General features: G+C 38.9%; 13 protein-coding genes. 3 read left to right on the top strand and 10 right to left on the bottom strand.

Annotation, left to right across the window (positions count from 1 at the left end; translation table 11 throughout):
- Positions 1-111: 111 nt before the first annotated feature.
- The 9 genes from MUS1_RS13240 to MUS1_RS13200 all read right to left on the bottom strand — a co-directional run bounded on the left by MUS1_RS13240 (position 112) and on the right by MUS1_RS13200 (position 10,993).
- Positions 112-2,001, bottom strand: a complete 1,890-nt coding sequence (locus MUS1_RS13240; RefSeq protein ID WP_036163343.1) for a methyl-accepting chemotaxis protein — start codon at positions 1,999-2,001, stop codon at positions 112-114.
- A 212-nt stretch (positions 2,002-2,213) separates the two neighbouring features.
- Entirely contained in the window at positions 2,214-2,528 is a 315-nt protein-coding gene (locus MUS1_RS13235; RefSeq protein ID WP_036163341.1) for a DUF3301 domain-containing protein, read from the bottom strand.
- Between the two features lie 239 nt (positions 2,529-2,767).
- The gene (locus tag MUS1_RS13230; RefSeq protein ID WP_036163339.1) at positions 2,768-3,304 is read right to left on the bottom strand and encodes a flavodoxin; all 537 of its coding nucleotides are present in this window, start codon (positions 3,302-3,304) and stop codon (positions 2,768-2,770) included.
- A 22-nt stretch (positions 3,305-3,326) separates the two neighbouring features.
- Positions 3,327-4,214 (bottom strand): helix-turn-helix transcriptional regulator, encoded by an 888-nt coding sequence (locus tag MUS1_RS13225; protein ID WP_036163338.1) that lies wholly within the window; start codon positions 4,212-4,214, stop codon positions 3,327-3,329.
- 149 nt (positions 4,215-4,363) lie between these two features.
- On the bottom strand, positions 4,364-5,782 hold the full coding sequence (locus MUS1_RS13220; protein WP_245595816.1) for a sigma-54-dependent transcriptional regulator: 1,419 nt from the start codon (positions 5,780-5,782) through the stop codon (positions 4,364-4,366).
- A 1-nt stretch (position 5,783) separates the two neighbouring features.
- Positions 5,784-7,865: a sensor histidine kinase gene (locus tag MUS1_RS13215; protein WP_036163337.1), complete on the bottom strand. Its 2,082-nt coding sequence runs from the start codon at positions 7,863-7,865 to the stop codon at positions 5,784-5,786.
- Positions 7,866-7,915: 50 nt separating this feature from the next.
- The gene (locus tag MUS1_RS13210; protein WP_036163336.1) at positions 7,916-8,866 is read right to left on the bottom strand and encodes an AEC family transporter; all 951 of its coding nucleotides are present in this window, start codon (positions 8,864-8,866) and stop codon (positions 7,916-7,918) included.
- 21 nt (positions 8,867-8,887) lie between these two features.
- The gene (locus MUS1_RS13205) at positions 8,888-9,568 is read right to left on the bottom strand and encodes a response regulator (RefSeq protein WP_036163334.1); all 681 of its coding nucleotides are present in this window, start codon (positions 9,566-9,568) and stop codon (positions 8,888-8,890) included.
- 18 nt (positions 9,569-9,586) lie between these two features.
- Positions 9,587-10,993: an ATP-binding protein gene (locus MUS1_RS13200; protein WP_036163332.1), complete on the bottom strand. Its 1,407-nt coding sequence runs from the start codon at positions 10,991-10,993 to the stop codon at positions 9,587-9,589.
- Positions 10,994-11,237: 244 nt separating this feature from the next.
- Between MUS1_RS13200 and MUS1_RS13195 the strand changes: the two genes are divergently transcribed.
- The 3 genes from MUS1_RS13195 to MUS1_RS13185 all read left to right on the top strand — a co-directional run bounded on the left by MUS1_RS13195 (position 11,238) and on the right by MUS1_RS13185 (position 13,324).
- Positions 11,238-12,140, top strand: coding sequence for an acyltransferase (locus tag MUS1_RS13195; RefSeq protein WP_036163330.1), 903 nt, complete (start codon positions 11,238-11,240; stop codon positions 12,138-12,140).
- Positions 12,141-12,295: 155 nt separating this feature from the next.
- The gene (locus MUS1_RS13190; protein ID WP_036163328.1) at positions 12,296-13,012 is read left to right on the top strand and encodes a YebC/PmpR family DNA-binding transcriptional regulator; all 717 of its coding nucleotides are present in this window, start codon (positions 12,296-12,298) and stop codon (positions 13,010-13,012) included.
- 117 nt (positions 13,013-13,129) lie between these two features.
- On the top strand, positions 13,130-13,324 hold the full coding sequence (locus MUS1_RS13185; protein ID WP_036163326.1) for a DUF1289 domain-containing protein: 195 nt from the start codon (positions 13,130-13,132) through the stop codon (positions 13,322-13,324).
- Between the two features lie 47 nt (positions 13,325-13,371).
- Here the strand turns inward: MUS1_RS13185 and MUS1_RS13180 are convergent, their stop codons facing one another.
- Entirely contained in the window at positions 13,372-14,604 is a 1,233-nt protein-coding gene (locus MUS1_RS13180; protein ID WP_036163325.1) for a glycosyltransferase family 4 protein, read from the bottom strand.
- Between the last annotated feature and the right edge of the window lie 174 nt (positions 14,605-14,778).

Here is a 14,778-nt window from a genome sequence, read left to right as displayed (position 1 = left end):
GTCCAACTTTATGGGGTCACTTCAATGCCGGTTTTTTATCACTTTTTTAATTCAAACCATTATTCTTTCATATAAAGGTTGGTATGTAATTCCAACCTTTATTCGTTGAATTTAGGCTTGAGTCGTAAAGACACTGGTTTTCTTATTCAAGCTGCTTACTTGATCATGGATATCACGAGTATTGCCTTCAATGCTATTAATGTTGCTATTGTCTTGCTGTAATTGCTGAGCAATTTTATCCATTTCTTCACTCATATGAATCGCTGTTTTCTCGACTTCTTTAATCGATCTTGCCATATCAATAGAGGATGCAGAGCTGGTTTGAGCATTTTGTTCTATTTCTAGAATGGCTACTTCTGCTTTTTCACTGAACTCTTCAATGGCATGTAGGCTTTCTTGTCCACTGTGCATTGTCTCAATGGCAGTTTGTGTTGAAGACTGAATTGTACCAACAATGTCTGTGATTTTAGCTGTTGCATCCACTGTTTTCTCAGCAAGAGAGCGTACTTCATCAGCAACTACGGAGAAGCCTCGGCCCGCTTCTCCAGCTCGTGCGGCTTCAATCGCTGCGTTAAGAGCTAAAAGGTTGGTTTGATTTGCTAAGTCGTTGATCATGCCGATAACGTTATCTATGTCTTTCGATAATTGTCCTAGCTCGTTTAACTGAGTACTTGTTTTGTTGACTACAGTAATTGTGCTGGCAAGGTTAGAAAGCGCACCTTTGATTGTCTCTGCGCCCACTTTTGCGGATTCATAAGTGTTTTGTGATTGGCTGCTTAAATCTGCTGTAGTATGAGAAATACTGGATATGGTCGTTGATATTTCTTCTGTCGCAGCGGCTAGGGAACTGGTTTGTTGGCTGACTGAGCGGTTGCTCTCTGCGATATTAGTCACTGAGGTGTTTAGTTCGGTGACCATGTTATTAACACCCTGCGTGGTATTCATAACATCACCAATAACAGAACCAAGCCCAGTCGTCATCTCATTAACAGAGCTGCATAAAGAATCAAATTCATCATTACGTTTATTGTTTACGTATAAACGTGCTGTTAAATCACCGCCTTTTACTTTACCAAGATCTTTAATGATTTGATTAAGAGAGTTATTTACACTTTTACCAATACTGGCCATCATGATAGAAGCAAGAATGGCAACAACGATACTAACAATGATTAAACTAATGCTAGCTTGTTGCGAGCTTGATGATGCTTGTTCACGTGCATCCAATACGGCTTGATGCATATATTCAACGGCAAGCAATCTGGTATTGTTAAAGTTTTCTCGTTGAGCAGAAAATGCTGTTTGTAGATTGCTTAGCTGTTGATTTTCTTTATTGAGCTCTTGAACTACATCATAGTAGGCCGTGATATTTGCACCGAAGCGCTCTTTCAAACCAAAATTATCTACGCGTTGATTGAAGTTTTCAAAACGCTCTTCAAAAAGATCTTTGTTTGCAGGTGTTGGCTCAAAGATTAATGTTTGTTCAGCTTCGCGTACTGGCAAGAATTCTTGTTTTACTAGACTTAAAAAAGAAATTTCTTCAGTAACTGTTTCACCTAAAGTAGCAACTTCTTGTTTGAGGCCAGAAGAACCATTAAAGCCAACTTTATGTCTTTGGTTAACGAGTGCTTCTAGAGCATCACTGTAACTGATAAGTGACGTTATAACATTATTGATATTATTTTTGGCTTCAGTGTCCTGAAGTAGGTCTGTGTCTTCTTGCAGCATAACGATAAAGCTATCATGGTTTGTATTAAGCGAGCCCATAAAGGCATCATATGAACCATTATTAACACTTGATAATGATTCATATTCTTCCATAAGGGTGATAACGAGAGAGGCGAGGTCTTTATCTACTTTTGTTAATCGTTCAAATTTAGATGATGAGGTCTCTTGAACATTTAAGCCTTGAAGGGCAACGGCCGTTACCACAATAAAGCCAATAATAGCAGCGATAAGTAGAGAGACTAATTTTGTGCGAAAACTAAGGTTTGCCAACATATTTTATCCTGTTCTCTTTTTTTTATTATAGATTGAAGAGATAAACGTAAGGACTAGTTAGAGTCCTTATCTTGCTTACCAAAACATTGTAAAGACGTTACAAAAATTTACTTAATCATTCTATTTCGACTATAGTCTTATTTGCAAATGAAAAAATGTCATTAACAACTATTTTAGCTTATCCATTTACTTTCATTTTGAATAAGCTGGTTTTAAAAGTCATGTGGACTGATCCAAATATCTATTTGCTGGTGCCCTAAGTAGGTTATTGTCCCTTTGTAGCGAGCCACACCACTTGAGCTAAATTCAAATTTATAGATTCTTTTGATTTTAATTTGCCCATGACTCCAGGTTGGCCTCCATCCTGCTCCTGCGACGCTTTGATCTAATAGTTGTAGATCTAAAGAGTCACAATGTTTCTTTGCATTAATTAGGGCTTGTTCTCGAATGGAAGTGTTGCGCCACCATGAATAAACCAAAGCGGCGAGTAACAAAATAATAACAATGTCAGAAAGCTGAATGTGCATGTATGCCTACTATATTTAAAATACTTTGTAGCATAGTAACTGATGGGAGAGTGGAAAAGAAATTCGTGGCTACCTCCAAGCAGGAGAGAAAGGAAGGTAGCCACGCGCTTCACACATATAGAGCGAGTCGAATAATTATCTCACTGAAATAAAGCTAAATTTGGGCATTCAGGGCAGTGAATGTGTGGGAATCCAAATTTGAGTCGTTTGCTTTAGTTCAATGGCCAGTCAGGTGATAATTATGCGGCTTCTACCGCTCTCTCTGCGTAAAGTTGGATAACCCACTGTTCAATTCGTTCGTCAGTGAGTTCAAACTGTTGATCTTCATCTATTGCTAAGCCGATGAAATGACTTTTATCTATTACACACGCTCTTGATGCCTCGAAATCGTAGCCTTCTGTAGGCCATTGCCCAATGAAGGTAGCGTGTGTTGGTAGTAGTTTTTCATACAACCAACCCACTGCATCAACAAAATAATCACCGTATCCGAATTGGTCGCCCAATCCATATAAAGCTACGGTTGTGTTTTCTAGAGATAGCTCACTCAAGCTATCGCCAATGTCTTCCCAATCGGACTGAATTCCACCGAAATCCCACGTAGGGATGCCGAGAATAACCATAGAGTATTGCTCTAATAAGCTTGGCTCTATATCTTTTATGTCGAAGAGTTCTACTGTCTCTCCCAATTCTTCCCACTGTTTAGCGATCTTATGACCGACTTCTTCTGTGTTATTTGTATCTGTGCCGTATATAAGGGCTATAGATGAATTGGCCATTTTGTAAATTTATTCCTATAACTTAGTGAATTTGTCCGTATTGGTGGCTGCTGACACCAAAGTGCTGAATAAAAGCAGCTTCAAATTGGTCATCAGAGAAGCCACTCTGAGCGACTATGTGTGTTTTTGCTGCTGGATCTTGTCTGAGTCTGTCAGCTGCAAATTTGATGCGGCTACGAGTCCAGTAACTTTCTATGGATTGACCAACAATAAGGTGGAAGCCAATCGCAAGTGCTTCTTTATTAAGACCAACACGCTGTGCAATATTACCTATATTTAGCGCTTCGTGCTCCATAACTTCTATTAAATTTTGAGCATTAAAGAGCTTGCTTTGACAGTCTTCGCATTGCGATAGATGACTGAGCATTTGTAACTGTTCGATCACCGTAAATATAAGAGCATAAATATGCCCTGCTAAACTAATAGAATGACCTTTGTGAGATAATACAGGTTTACTGATTTCGGCAGATCTTTCAGTGAAGGGCAATTGTATAACACCGATATCATTATTTAATTTTTCACCCATTAAACGAAAGTGCTGGATGATTTGATCTTCAGTTTCGCCAAGAGCGTTGGCGAGGTGCTCTGGACTAATACGTACTTGCAATAAACTGCGTTCTTCCCCAGCGGCCATAGGAAAATAGCCACTTATGTTTTTAGGTTGATAAGCAATTTCAACAGACTGTATATCTTCAACAGTCTTGATTGCACTGGTACCTAGAAATGAAAAATATAAGCCTTGTTTAGCTTCTTCATAAATAGATACATCAACTTTACTATGCAGATGTTGATTCAGTAACTGAAGATTTGGAAGCAACGCAAGAAAATGTTTATTGCCCGCGAAGTGGGCTGTCATTTCGTCTTTTATTTTTCCTGTATTGTCATACACATCATGCATGCATATTTGCATTGTATGTCGCCTCTAATCTGATAATGGTTATCATTAAAGGTTTTTTTTGAAATTAATGCAAGTGGTTCTCATTAAAAAGTTAATATAGGAACCACTTTATTTGTATTTTTGGGAGATAATGGGACTCTGTTGACAAAATAGTGTGGGATTTAATCCAGGTAATCGACTCGATTAAGTCCATATTTTTGCATTTTTTGATTCAATGTCCGACGTGGAAGCTGTAACTGTTCCAGTACAGACTGAATGTTACCTTTATGTTGTCGAATACTTGCTTCTATTAAACTGCGTTCAAACTCTTGAACCTTTACGCTTAATGGAAGAGGTGTGATGGTGTCTATATTGTCCTGGGCTTGGTAGCCGGCCAATATTTTCGCCACACTAGTGTTGGGCTCCAGTGCGTAACGTAGAGCGACATTTCTTAATTCTCGGACGTTTCCAGGCCATCCATATAAAGTCAGTGTCTCATGGTCTATTGGGCTTAACGATCTGAAGTCACCACCTCGTTCTTTTACCGCCATACGACAGAAATGTTCGAAAAGTAGAGGGATGTCTGAGCCTCGGTTTCGTAAGTCTGGTAGGTGTATTTGCGAAACATTTAGGCGAAAGAATAAATCTTGTCTAAAGTCTTCTAGTGTTTGTAGGTCATTCTTCGCAGCGGCAACGACTCTTAGATCTATCTTAATTGTCGTGTTACTGCCAATGCGTTCAAGTTGGTTTTCTTGTAAGACACGTAATAATTTGATCTGCATGGCAAGTGGCATGCTTTCTATTTCATCTAAAAAAAGAGTGCCACCGCTGGCGTATTCTAGCTTGCCGACTCTTTTTTTATTCGCGCTGGTAAATGCGCCTGCTTCATGGCCGAATAGCTCGCTTTCGAAGAGTTCGGCTGGAATGGCAGCACAGTTGATTGCAACAAAAGGTTTCGTGTTTCTCGGGCTGCAGTCGTGTAAAGCTCTTGCAACTAATTCTTTACCACAACCTGTCTTGCCGTAAACAATGACATGTGTGTCCATGTTTGCAAAGGTATGAATTTGCTGTCTGACACGAACAATTTGTTCTTGTTGGCCTATGATAACTTCTTCTAGTCCATGTAGGTCGCCAAGATATTGTGTTTGATTGGCATGTTGGAGCTGAACTTTACGAAGTTGAATGGCTTTTTCAACGGTTTCAATTAACCGGTTTGGGTCGAAAGGCTTTTCAAGGAAATCAAATGCGCCATCACGTAATGCATTGACGGCAGTGTCTACATCGCCATGACCTGTTATCAAAATAAAGGGCAGTTCTGGTTCTTTCTCTAAGCAATGGTTCATCAGAGTGAGTCCATCAATCGGAGTCATACGAATATCACTCACGATGATGCAAGATCGACCTATTTTATAATGATTGAGTAGCTCTTGGGCTTCTTGGAATTCTTTCACAACATAATCAGATAAGCGTAGCCATTGTGCTGTTGTCGAGCGAACAATGTCATCATCGTCAAGCAACCAAATCTCAATTTGGTTGCTTGTATCTGAATGGGTTGAGTTTAGATTGGTCATAGCGCCTGTGTTAGCGTTGTCATTTTCCATGTTAAGCCTTTGACAGTGTCAGTCGGAACACCAATTGTGACGAATCATTATAACTCGCTATTAATGTGCCATTCATATCTTTTGCTAAGTTTGCACTAATGGCAAGTCCAAGCCCTAAACCTTTACCTATGGGTTTTGTGGTGAAGAAAGGTTCGAATATATGAGTAAGTTTATTTTGTTCGATACCCGGTCCATTGTCTTGATAGGAGATGATTATTTTCTCTCCCTGTTCTTGCTGGGATATTTTAATATTAGGGGTTATCTTGGATTCAGAGCATGCCTGTATAGAATTGCTTATTAGGTTTAAAAATATACGCTCAAGCCGTGTCGATTCAGCGGTTACTAAATCTAAATCATTGAGCTGGATGTCCCAAGAAGCACCTTGAACTTCTTCGCCAAGGCTTTCAATAGCGTGCTTGATGGATTCTTTTATGGAGGTGGGGGCCAGTTGCTCAGGCCTTCTATAGGCTAATACTTTGAGCTCACTGGTAAGGCTTTGCATTCTCACGACTAATGATTGTAAGTCTGATAATACCTTCAGGGCTTGCTCGGAGTCTTGGCGCTTTAATAATAATTCAGCCGTATAGGCAAGTGTTCTTATGCCAGTTAAAGGCTGATTGAGCTCATGAGCAATAGCTGTAGACATTTGGCCAATTGCGGCCAATTTTTCTGTACTAAGAAGCTCTTTTTGAGCAGCTTCTAAGGCTTGAGTTCTCTCTAATACTCGTTTTTCTAAGCGTGTGTTGGCTTCGAGTAAATTAAGTTCTGCTTTTTTTCGCTTACTGATGTCAATTAAAGTGACGAGATAGCCTTGAGAGTGACGCCATTCTAAAGATGAAATAGACAATAATGCAGGAAAGGTCTGACCATTGTCTTTCTGTAAAACAACTTCTTGTTCTAGTAAATTTGAGACGCTTTTATTACTTCCAATGCTTTGGCGTTGAAGTGAATTGATAAAAGACAATGCGTTTTTGTTTTCAAGATGGTTAGGTAGAAATTCAGACAGATAATGCGAGTTTAGCTTTGAGCCTTGGCCGAAGTAGCGTAATCCCATTGGGTTTACGAAGGAAATTTCGCCATGTTTGGTAAGTTGAAGTAAGCCAACGTGCGTGTTTTCAATCAGCACTCTTTGTCGTTGAGCACTGTCTGCAATTAATATTTCATTCTCAAGTTTTGACGCAATTTTTAATGATCGCTCACGACGGTAAAGCCAGAATAGAAAAACAAGCGCAAATATTCCTAAGCTTACAAAGGCAATGCTGCGAGCTTTTGCTTGTATGCCTCTTAAGTTTGAGAGGTAATGTATTTGCCAGTTCAAATCGTCTAAAGTGACATTTTGTAGAAGGTAGCGTTCGTTATTCAAGCTGTATATTTTTGATCGAGTTTTATTGACGAATTGAACATCGATATAGTCATCCAGCCAATTACTTTCGAGAATACGATTTAGTTTACTGGCTAAAAAAATCAAACTGTTTTGGTCTGTCATGACAACAAGATCCTCAAGTAGATTCCATCGCTCAATTAAACTGCTGACATTAATTCTAACGGCAATAGCACCAGCAAGTCCTGTTGATGAATAGACTGGTGCAAGTACTAAATGAGCTGACTTGTAAAGCTCAGGGTTGTAGCCAGAAACAAGTATGTATTCTCCTTGTTGATCTTTTAAAACATTACTCAAATTGGTTTTGTTGAAATAATCGTCTAGTTTGAAGTTAGGGGACTGCTCACTAGACACCATGAGGTCGCCTTCGGTTGAAAGGATAAACCAGTCCTGTGTTTTTGAGACGTGAGTTAAATCTTCCAGTTGTCTTTGTAAACGATTAGTTAATACCTCATCTTGAGGGTTATTCATAAAAGCTAACAAGGTTGGGTTATCAGTTAACGCGTAGGGGAGGATATGATAGTTTTTTAACTCATTTCTAAGTTCGATAACATAATCCAGTAATTGGTTCTGTCCCTCAGAGTGTTTATCAATGATTAAAGTTTGGTAGGCAATCGTGTTGATTCCAAAATACATGAGGGTAAGAATTGCGCATCCCAAAGAGAGGAACGAAAGGCGATGTTTACGAAATTGTGAAATCAATTAAAGTCTCGTTGTTCTTGTTTGTATTAACCTGATGTTTCAAAGCCGAATCAAATTAAGTCTAAACTTCTAAGTACAGTAACGCCAATACTTGTCGTAATCAAAGAGACAATAGTTGTGATAACTATGATATTCGCGGCTAAAGTCGAGTTTCCATTCATGGCGCGAACCATGATGTAGCTTGCTGATGCGGTTGGGGCGGAAGACATAAGAAAGAGAACGCCAAGTTCCATCCCTCTGTAACCGAATAAGTAGCCACCAAATGTGAGGATAATAGGAATGAAAATAAGTTTGCCTACAGAGGCGATAATGGCGCCCAGCATTTCTGTTTTTAATGACCTAAAGCTGAGTGAGGCACCTGCACATAATAACGCTAAAGGTAGAGTCATCTGAGCGAAATAATCGCCTGCTTTATACAATGTTGTAGGTAATGATAAGCCTGTAATTGAAGAGGCAAAAGCTGCAATAATTGCAATAATAAGAGGGTTCTTTGCTATGCCTTTTAGAATGCCTTTGATATTGGCATTACCACCTAAACCACGACTTAAGCCAATAACAGACAATATGTTAAATAAAACAGTGACGCCGCCTAAGTATATAGATGCAACCGCATAGACGTCACTACCATAAGCATTAACACAATAAGCCAAGCCAATAATGCCCATATTAGAGCGAAAGGCACCCTGTATTAATACTGCTCGCTCTGCCTTATCAGATATCCAAATCGGCATTAATAGTTCTAAAATAATATAGGTAACAATAACGGCTACCATGGCGTAAATTACGAGAGAGAAGTCAGTGTCGCTGGTGAGATCTGTTTTGGAAATGCTGATAAACAGTAGAGCTGGAAGGGTGACGTTAAACACCAATTTAGACGCAGTATCGATAAAATTATCATTAATAATTTGAATTCGATAAAGGATAATCCCTAATGCCAATATTAAAAATATTGGCATTGTTATAGAAAAAGAAAACGTCAGTACGTCTAAAAAGTTGTTCACGCCATTCCTTAGAGAAAGGTTTTATTGATCATTGTTTTCGAAACGATACCCTGCACCATAAACAGAATGAATAACATTTAATTCTGATGCAACGGCAGAGATTTTCTTACGAAGCTTTTTAATATGGCTGTCAATAGTACGATCACTAACAACACGGCTGTCAGTGTAAATGCTTTTCATAATCAAATCACGGCCGAAAACGCGACCTGGTTCTTTAATGAGTAATTGTAATAACTGAAACTCAACAGTTGTTAAGTCGATTAATTCACCTTTATACGTCGCACGTAGGCGGTCTACATCTAAGTCAAAACCATCTGTTCTTGGTGACTCTGCTTGATCTAATTCTACACGGCGTAGGTTTGCTTTTACGCGTGCTACGATTTCACGTGGGCTGAAAGGTTTACAAACATAATCATCTGCGCCCATTTCTAGACCAATAAGGCGATCAATTTCTTCCGCTTTGGCTGTTACCATGATAATAGGTACGCCACTGAATTGACGAACTTGTTTGCAAATTTCTACACCGTCTAGGCCTGGTAGCATCAAGTCTAAGAGAATGATATCTACTTGATTGTTTTTTATGTAGTTAACAGCAATATCACCACGATCAAGATGGTGGTGTTCGTAACCTGCCTGATCTAGGTAAGCGGCCATTAATTCTGCTAATTTTGGTTCGTCTTCAATAATCAGTACTTTACTCATAATATTATTCTTTCCGTATTAATTTAAAGGGAATTCTATTCTTATTCCTAAGCCACCATCTGGAGAGTGATAAGCGCCAATCGTGCCTTGGTGCCCATCTACAATACTAGAGCAAATGGTTAGCCCTAAACCTCTGCCGCCGGTCGCTCTATTTCTTGAATTCTCGACCCGGTAAAATTGCTCGAAAATCTTATCTTTGTCTTCTTCGCTCACACCCGGAGCGCTGTCTTCTAAAAGAATAACGGCTTTCTTGTTATGTTTTGAAAGCAGCACTTTTAATTTCCCTGGTGCATTTGTGTACTTTAATGAGTTATTCATTAAGTTTGCAAAAAGTTGGTGTAATCGATCCGTGTCACCAGTCATTACAATAGGGTGTTTCTGAGAATTTTCAAACTCTAATTCTAAATCTGCTTCTTTAAAAGGGAGCGCCATGGATTGAACAGTTTGTTCAATGATGTCATTAAGAGATACATCTTCCATTTCATAATTCAAGCTACCTGTATCGTGCATTGATAACTGATTTAAGTCATCAATTAAACGTGCGATATGAAGTGTTTCCTGTTGCAAGGAGGCTAAACTATCTGGCGAGACTTTAATAATGCCATCTTGCATTGCTTCAATTTCACCTCTTAATATAGCAACTGGCGTTCTCAGTTCGTGAGCTGTATCTGCAACCCAGCGTTTACGAGCTTCCCTTGTATGTTCTAACGTACTGGCTAAATTATTGAGATTACGACTAAGGTCAGCGAGTTCGTCTGAGCCCTTTACTTCAATTCTAGTGTCAAATTTGCCTTCTGCTAATTTTTGAGTTGCTCTTTGCATAGAGCAAAGCGGGCGGCTTAACCATTGCGCTAAAGGCCAAGTCAGCAATGCTGCAATAGCCAACATAAAAGCAGAGATAAGTAAAAAAGCCTCGCCTTGTTGGCGAACAAAGCGAAGAGTCTGATCTTGTACCAACTCTCTTATTGAGCGTAAACCAACATAACCGACAATTTTTTTGTTTACTATAATTGAATGCGTTTCTGCATCATTAAAAGTGATTTCACCAATAATAGGTTTTTTCTCATTATCAAATAATAAGAAACGCTGGCGATAATATTGTGATGGATAAATGAGGTCTAAATTAGGTGTGCTTGGTGGTGGAATTAAATCTCGTAAGTTCTCAAGCTTTGCTTGATGCCAGTCTCCTTCCATTCGGCTTTCTTGTACTAAAAAATACCAGTCATCGTAATAGACATAAAGATTTGCTGTTCTGCTGGCCATCTGCTCTAAGAAATCACGATCACGCTCCGTTGCGTAGGAAACAAAGCCTTTGTCAAAACTCCACTGAAATACTTGCCACATGGAAACGATAAGTAAAACATTACTTAAGATAAAAACTAAGAATATTTTATGGCGAATCTTTAACCCTTTTGGGATAGTCATAGCTGGGTTTGAAATCCTATATAAAGTCCTGCAGAAATATAGCTGACAGGGGGATGGGTAATCATCAATATTTTGGCAATAACCTTTGATATTGAAGCGTATTATATACCTGTTCTAATCGTATGTTTACTATACAGTTTTTATACTAAAGCTGGCTACTTGGGCTGAGTGTAAATAATGAGGATTTCCAATGCTGAGTATCCTTTAGTAATATTGGCTTAATTTATATCTATTGAGCTTTGTTATGCCTATTGTTTCCATATTGAAAGGCAGTTTGTCTTTCTTTTTGATTATTTTAAACACCTTACTGTGCTTTATCCCAGTGATGATTTTGGCTTTGTGTAAAGTTGTTTTGCCATTCTCTTCTGTTCGCGCCGTTTTAAATGTTATTTTAGATCATATTGCGACAATGTGGATCGGCGTTAATAACATCAACCAGAAATATTTAGGACAAACTGTCGTGAATATCTCAGGCGGTCATGAGTTGTCACTTAAAGATTGGTATATGATCACATCGAATCATCAATCTTGGGTTGATATTTTAATACTGCAGCGCATTTTTAATCGCAAAATTCCTTTTATTAAATTTTTTCTAAAGCGTGAACTCATTTGGGTGCCTTTCATAGGGTTGGCGTGGTGGGCGCTAGAATTCCCTTTTATGAAACGTTATAGCCAAGCGCTATTAAAAAAACGCCCTGAGCTCAAAGGGAAAGACATAGAGGCGACGAAGAAAGCGTGTGATAAATTCCAGTACTTCCCCGTTTCTATTATGAACTTTTTGGAAGGAACACGTTTTACAGCAGAAAAGCACGATCAGCAGTCTAGTACTTTTAAACATTTGTTATTGCCTAAAGCAGGTGGATTGTCTTTTGCACTAAATGCAATGGATGGCAAACTGCATTATTTAATCGATGTAACCATTATCTACCCTGAGGGTATTCCAAGCTTTTTTGATTATCTTTGTGGAAAAGTCTCAGAAGTGAAAGTACATACTCGAATGTTACCAATTGATAGTTCATTGCTGGGCGATTATCAAAGCGATGCGGAGTATAGAGTTTATTTTCAAACATGGGTAAACGATCTATGGCGCCAAAAAGACCAACAGATTGAACGTATGCTGAAGTCGGATCGTATTTCAAACCTGTAGCTGTATATTTTTTTACAAAGTGGCTCATACGTTTGCAAATGTTTTCTTCTATCAAAATATAGATTTTATGTGATTTATAAGAGGCTAACAGTTCCTTCTTTTTGAGCGACACGTTAGAATCTGGTCTTTAAGATTTCATAGAATAGGAAAATGTAATGGGCAGAGCCTTTCAAAACCGCAAAGAGTCCATGGCAAAAACGTCTGATCAAAAAGCCAAGGTGTATAGTAAGTACGGCCGTGAAATTTATGTGTGTGCAAAATCCGGTGGTATTGACCCTAATGGTAATTTGGCGTTGCGTTCAATGATTGATCGTGCGAAAAAAGATCAAGTGCCAACTCACGTTATTGATAAAGCCATTGATAAAGCGAAAGGCGGCGGTGGCGAAGATTTTGATACGGCGCGTTATGAAGGTTTTGGACCGGGTAACACCATGGTCATTATCGACTGTTTATCGGATAACCCAAACCGTACTTTTGGTGATGTGCGTACTTGTTTCAATAAAGTGAAATGCAAAATTGGTGGTCAAGGCAGTGTGAGTCATATGTTTGATCACAGTGCGATTTTTGTATTTGAAGGTAACGACGAAGAAGTCGTACTCGATGCTTTGATGATGGCTGATGTAGATGTTACTGACATTGAATTAGAAGATGGAAAAGTCACCGTATTTGCCCCAAATACAGATTACGGTAAAGCGAAGTCTGCATTAATTGAAGCACTTGGTGAGATTGAATTTGAAGTCGATGAAATTCAATTTGTTGCTCAAAATACATCACCGATTGAAGGTGAAGAGTTAGAGAAATTCGAACTGTTTCTTGATTTATTGAATGATTTAGACGATGTTCAAAACGTATATCACGACGCTGAATATTAAGTTCTATAAAATTTTAAAAACTCTGGTGAAACGTCTGTTTTACCAGAGTTTTTTTATGTGTAGCGCTTGAGAGAACTAAGCGATTTGAGTGAAATTAAAAACAGAGGGAAAAGGGTTATGACAAAAGCAAAACCTCAAGTGAAATCCCCTTGTGTGAATATTTGCTTCTTAAATGAAGAGGATGTTTGTACTGGCTGTTATCGAACGGGTAAAGAAATTAGTTTGTGGGGAGCTATGAATAAAGCTTCTCAGCTTGCTGTTATGAAGAAAGTTAGAGAGCGCGAAGCGAAAAGTCCATTCGTCAGTAATTAATTTGTTTCCAGATTTTTTCAATAGGCCAGTCCTTGGCTATTTCAATATTACTTTTCCGTCAGTTTATTTTTTAATTCAATCCATTGGGACATATATTGCGTACTTTTCAAGCTATGGTGTCTTAGCATTAATCCTAAAAAGTGTTTCTTTCGTAAGCTGTTTTTGAGTTGATTCTGTACGATTAACCGCTTTGTGAGTACCTGTTCCCATTGTGTTGCTTGGTAGCGATATTCTAAAATTCGGTTTCCATTTTTTTGCATTAACTCCCAATTTCTTCTGTCTTCATAGAGTGATACGGCAGCATCGATAAAGGTTTCATTATCGTCAGTAACAACCCCATTCCAAGGCAAATTCCCATGCATGGATTCTGAACCTATATGGGTTGTTATGCTTGGTGTGCCCGTTTGCATAGCTTCAACCAGTTTACCTTTTATTCCTGCGCCAAATCGTAAAGGTGCTAAGCAAATTTTTGCATGTTGCATCACTTGTTGTGCGTCTTCTGCCCAACCTTTCACTAAGAATCCTTCTTTTACATTATGTAATTGTGTGGCTTTAGGTGGCGGATAAGCACCATAAACATGAAGTTCTGCTTTAGGTAAGCGTTTGCGAATTTTTGGCCAAATTTCCGTTTTTAATTGCAATACAGCATCCCAATTTGGGGCGTGACGGAAATTGCCAATACTAATGAAGTGTTCTCGCTCTTCAAATGATGGAAGGGTATCCATGTCATTAGGTGGAGGAAGCATAAAGGGCAAATGCAGGAGATGTGTTTCTGGAATTTGAAATTTCTCTATTATCAGTTGAGTTTCTGTTTCGGAAATCATCAGAGTTAGGTCACAGCGATGAATGGCTGCAATTTCTCGAATGCCGTGGTCGCTGTAGAGATCTTCTATTTGAAACTCTCGGTTTTGCTTTAATGCCAAATGCCTTGCTTGTCGCAAAGAATGAAGGTCTTCTGTATTTAATACTCTTAAGGAATCTGGACTGAACTTTTCCACGCGCCAGCCAAACTGTTCTTCCATCATAAAGCGATCGAAGATAACGATATCAGGATTTTTATCAGCGATGTAGTGATCGAAAGAAGCATCGTTCAGTTCTATGCTTTCTGGCGTGATGCCTAATAGAGATAAATCTGCCATGTGCTCTGTCTGTTGAGCGGGGCTGGCAAAAGAGATTTCCCACTGGTTCTTATGGAAGCAATTGAGTAACTGCATCATACGGCTACCAGCAGCAGAGGAGTTGGGTTCAGGCCAGACGTAGCCAATAATAAGTAAATGCACAGTGTTCTCTATTGAAACTTTCTATTGAAGAAAAAGGCTTTTTAGATTCAGGATTTAAACGAGAATCAGGACATATTCGTTCGGCTATTGTATCATGATGGACAGATTTGTGTTGCCTGCCTCGTTTGTAGGAATTGTCAGGCAAGACGTAAGCAAAACATGACGTTGAGAAGA

This window comes from Marinomonas ushuaiensis DSM 15871, assembly GCF_000521805.1.
In the GTDB taxonomy this organism is placed as follows: domain Bacteria; phylum Pseudomonadota; class Gammaproteobacteria; order Pseudomonadales; family Marinomonadaceae; genus Marinomonas; species Marinomonas ushuaiensis.
The sequence above is the reverse complement of the archived record's forward strand: the minus strand, read 5'-3'. Positions and strand labels throughout refer to the sequence as shown.

What these genes read in the sequence shown, in the direction of transcription:
- MUS1_RS13205 (WP_036163334.1), bottom strand. Translation starts at nt 9,568, where the DNA reads ATGAGTAAAGTACTGATTATTGAAGACGAACCAAAATTAGCAGAATTA.
- MUS1_RS13185 (WP_036163326.1), top strand. Translation starts at nt 13,130, where the DNA reads ATGACAAAAGCAAAACCTCAAGTGAAATCCCCTTGTGTGAATATTTGC.
- MUS1_RS13225 (WP_036163338.1), bottom strand. Translation starts at nt 4,214, where the DNA reads ATGCAAATATGCATGCATGATGTGTATGACAATACAGGAAAAATAAAA.
- MUS1_RS13240 (WP_036163343.1), bottom strand. Translation starts at nt 2,001, where the DNA reads ATGTTGGCAAACCTTAGTTTTCGCACAAAATTAGTCTCTCTACTTATC.
- MUS1_RS13190 (WP_036163328.1), top strand. Translation starts at nt 12,296, where the DNA reads ATGGGCAGAGCCTTTCAAAACCGCAAAGAGTCCATGGCAAAAACGTCT.
- MUS1_RS13200 (WP_036163332.1), bottom strand. Translation starts at nt 10,993, where the DNA reads ATGACTATCCCAAAAGGGTTAAAGATTCGCCATAAAATATTCTTAGTT.
- MUS1_RS13235 (WP_036163341.1), bottom strand. Translation starts at nt 2,528, where the DNA reads ATGCACATTCAGCTTTCTGACATTGTTATTATTTTGTTACTCGCCGCT.
- MUS1_RS13220 (WP_245595816.1), bottom strand. Translation starts at nt 5,782, where the DNA reads ATGGAAAATGACAACGCTAACACAGGCGCTATGACCAATCTAAACTCA.
- MUS1_RS13230 (WP_036163339.1), bottom strand. Translation starts at nt 3,304, where the DNA reads ATGGCCAATTCATCTATAGCCCTTATATACGGCACAGATACAAATAAC.
- MUS1_RS13195 (WP_036163330.1), top strand. Translation starts at nt 11,238, where the DNA reads ATGCCTATTGTTTCCATATTGAAAGGCAGTTTGTCTTTCTTTTTGATT.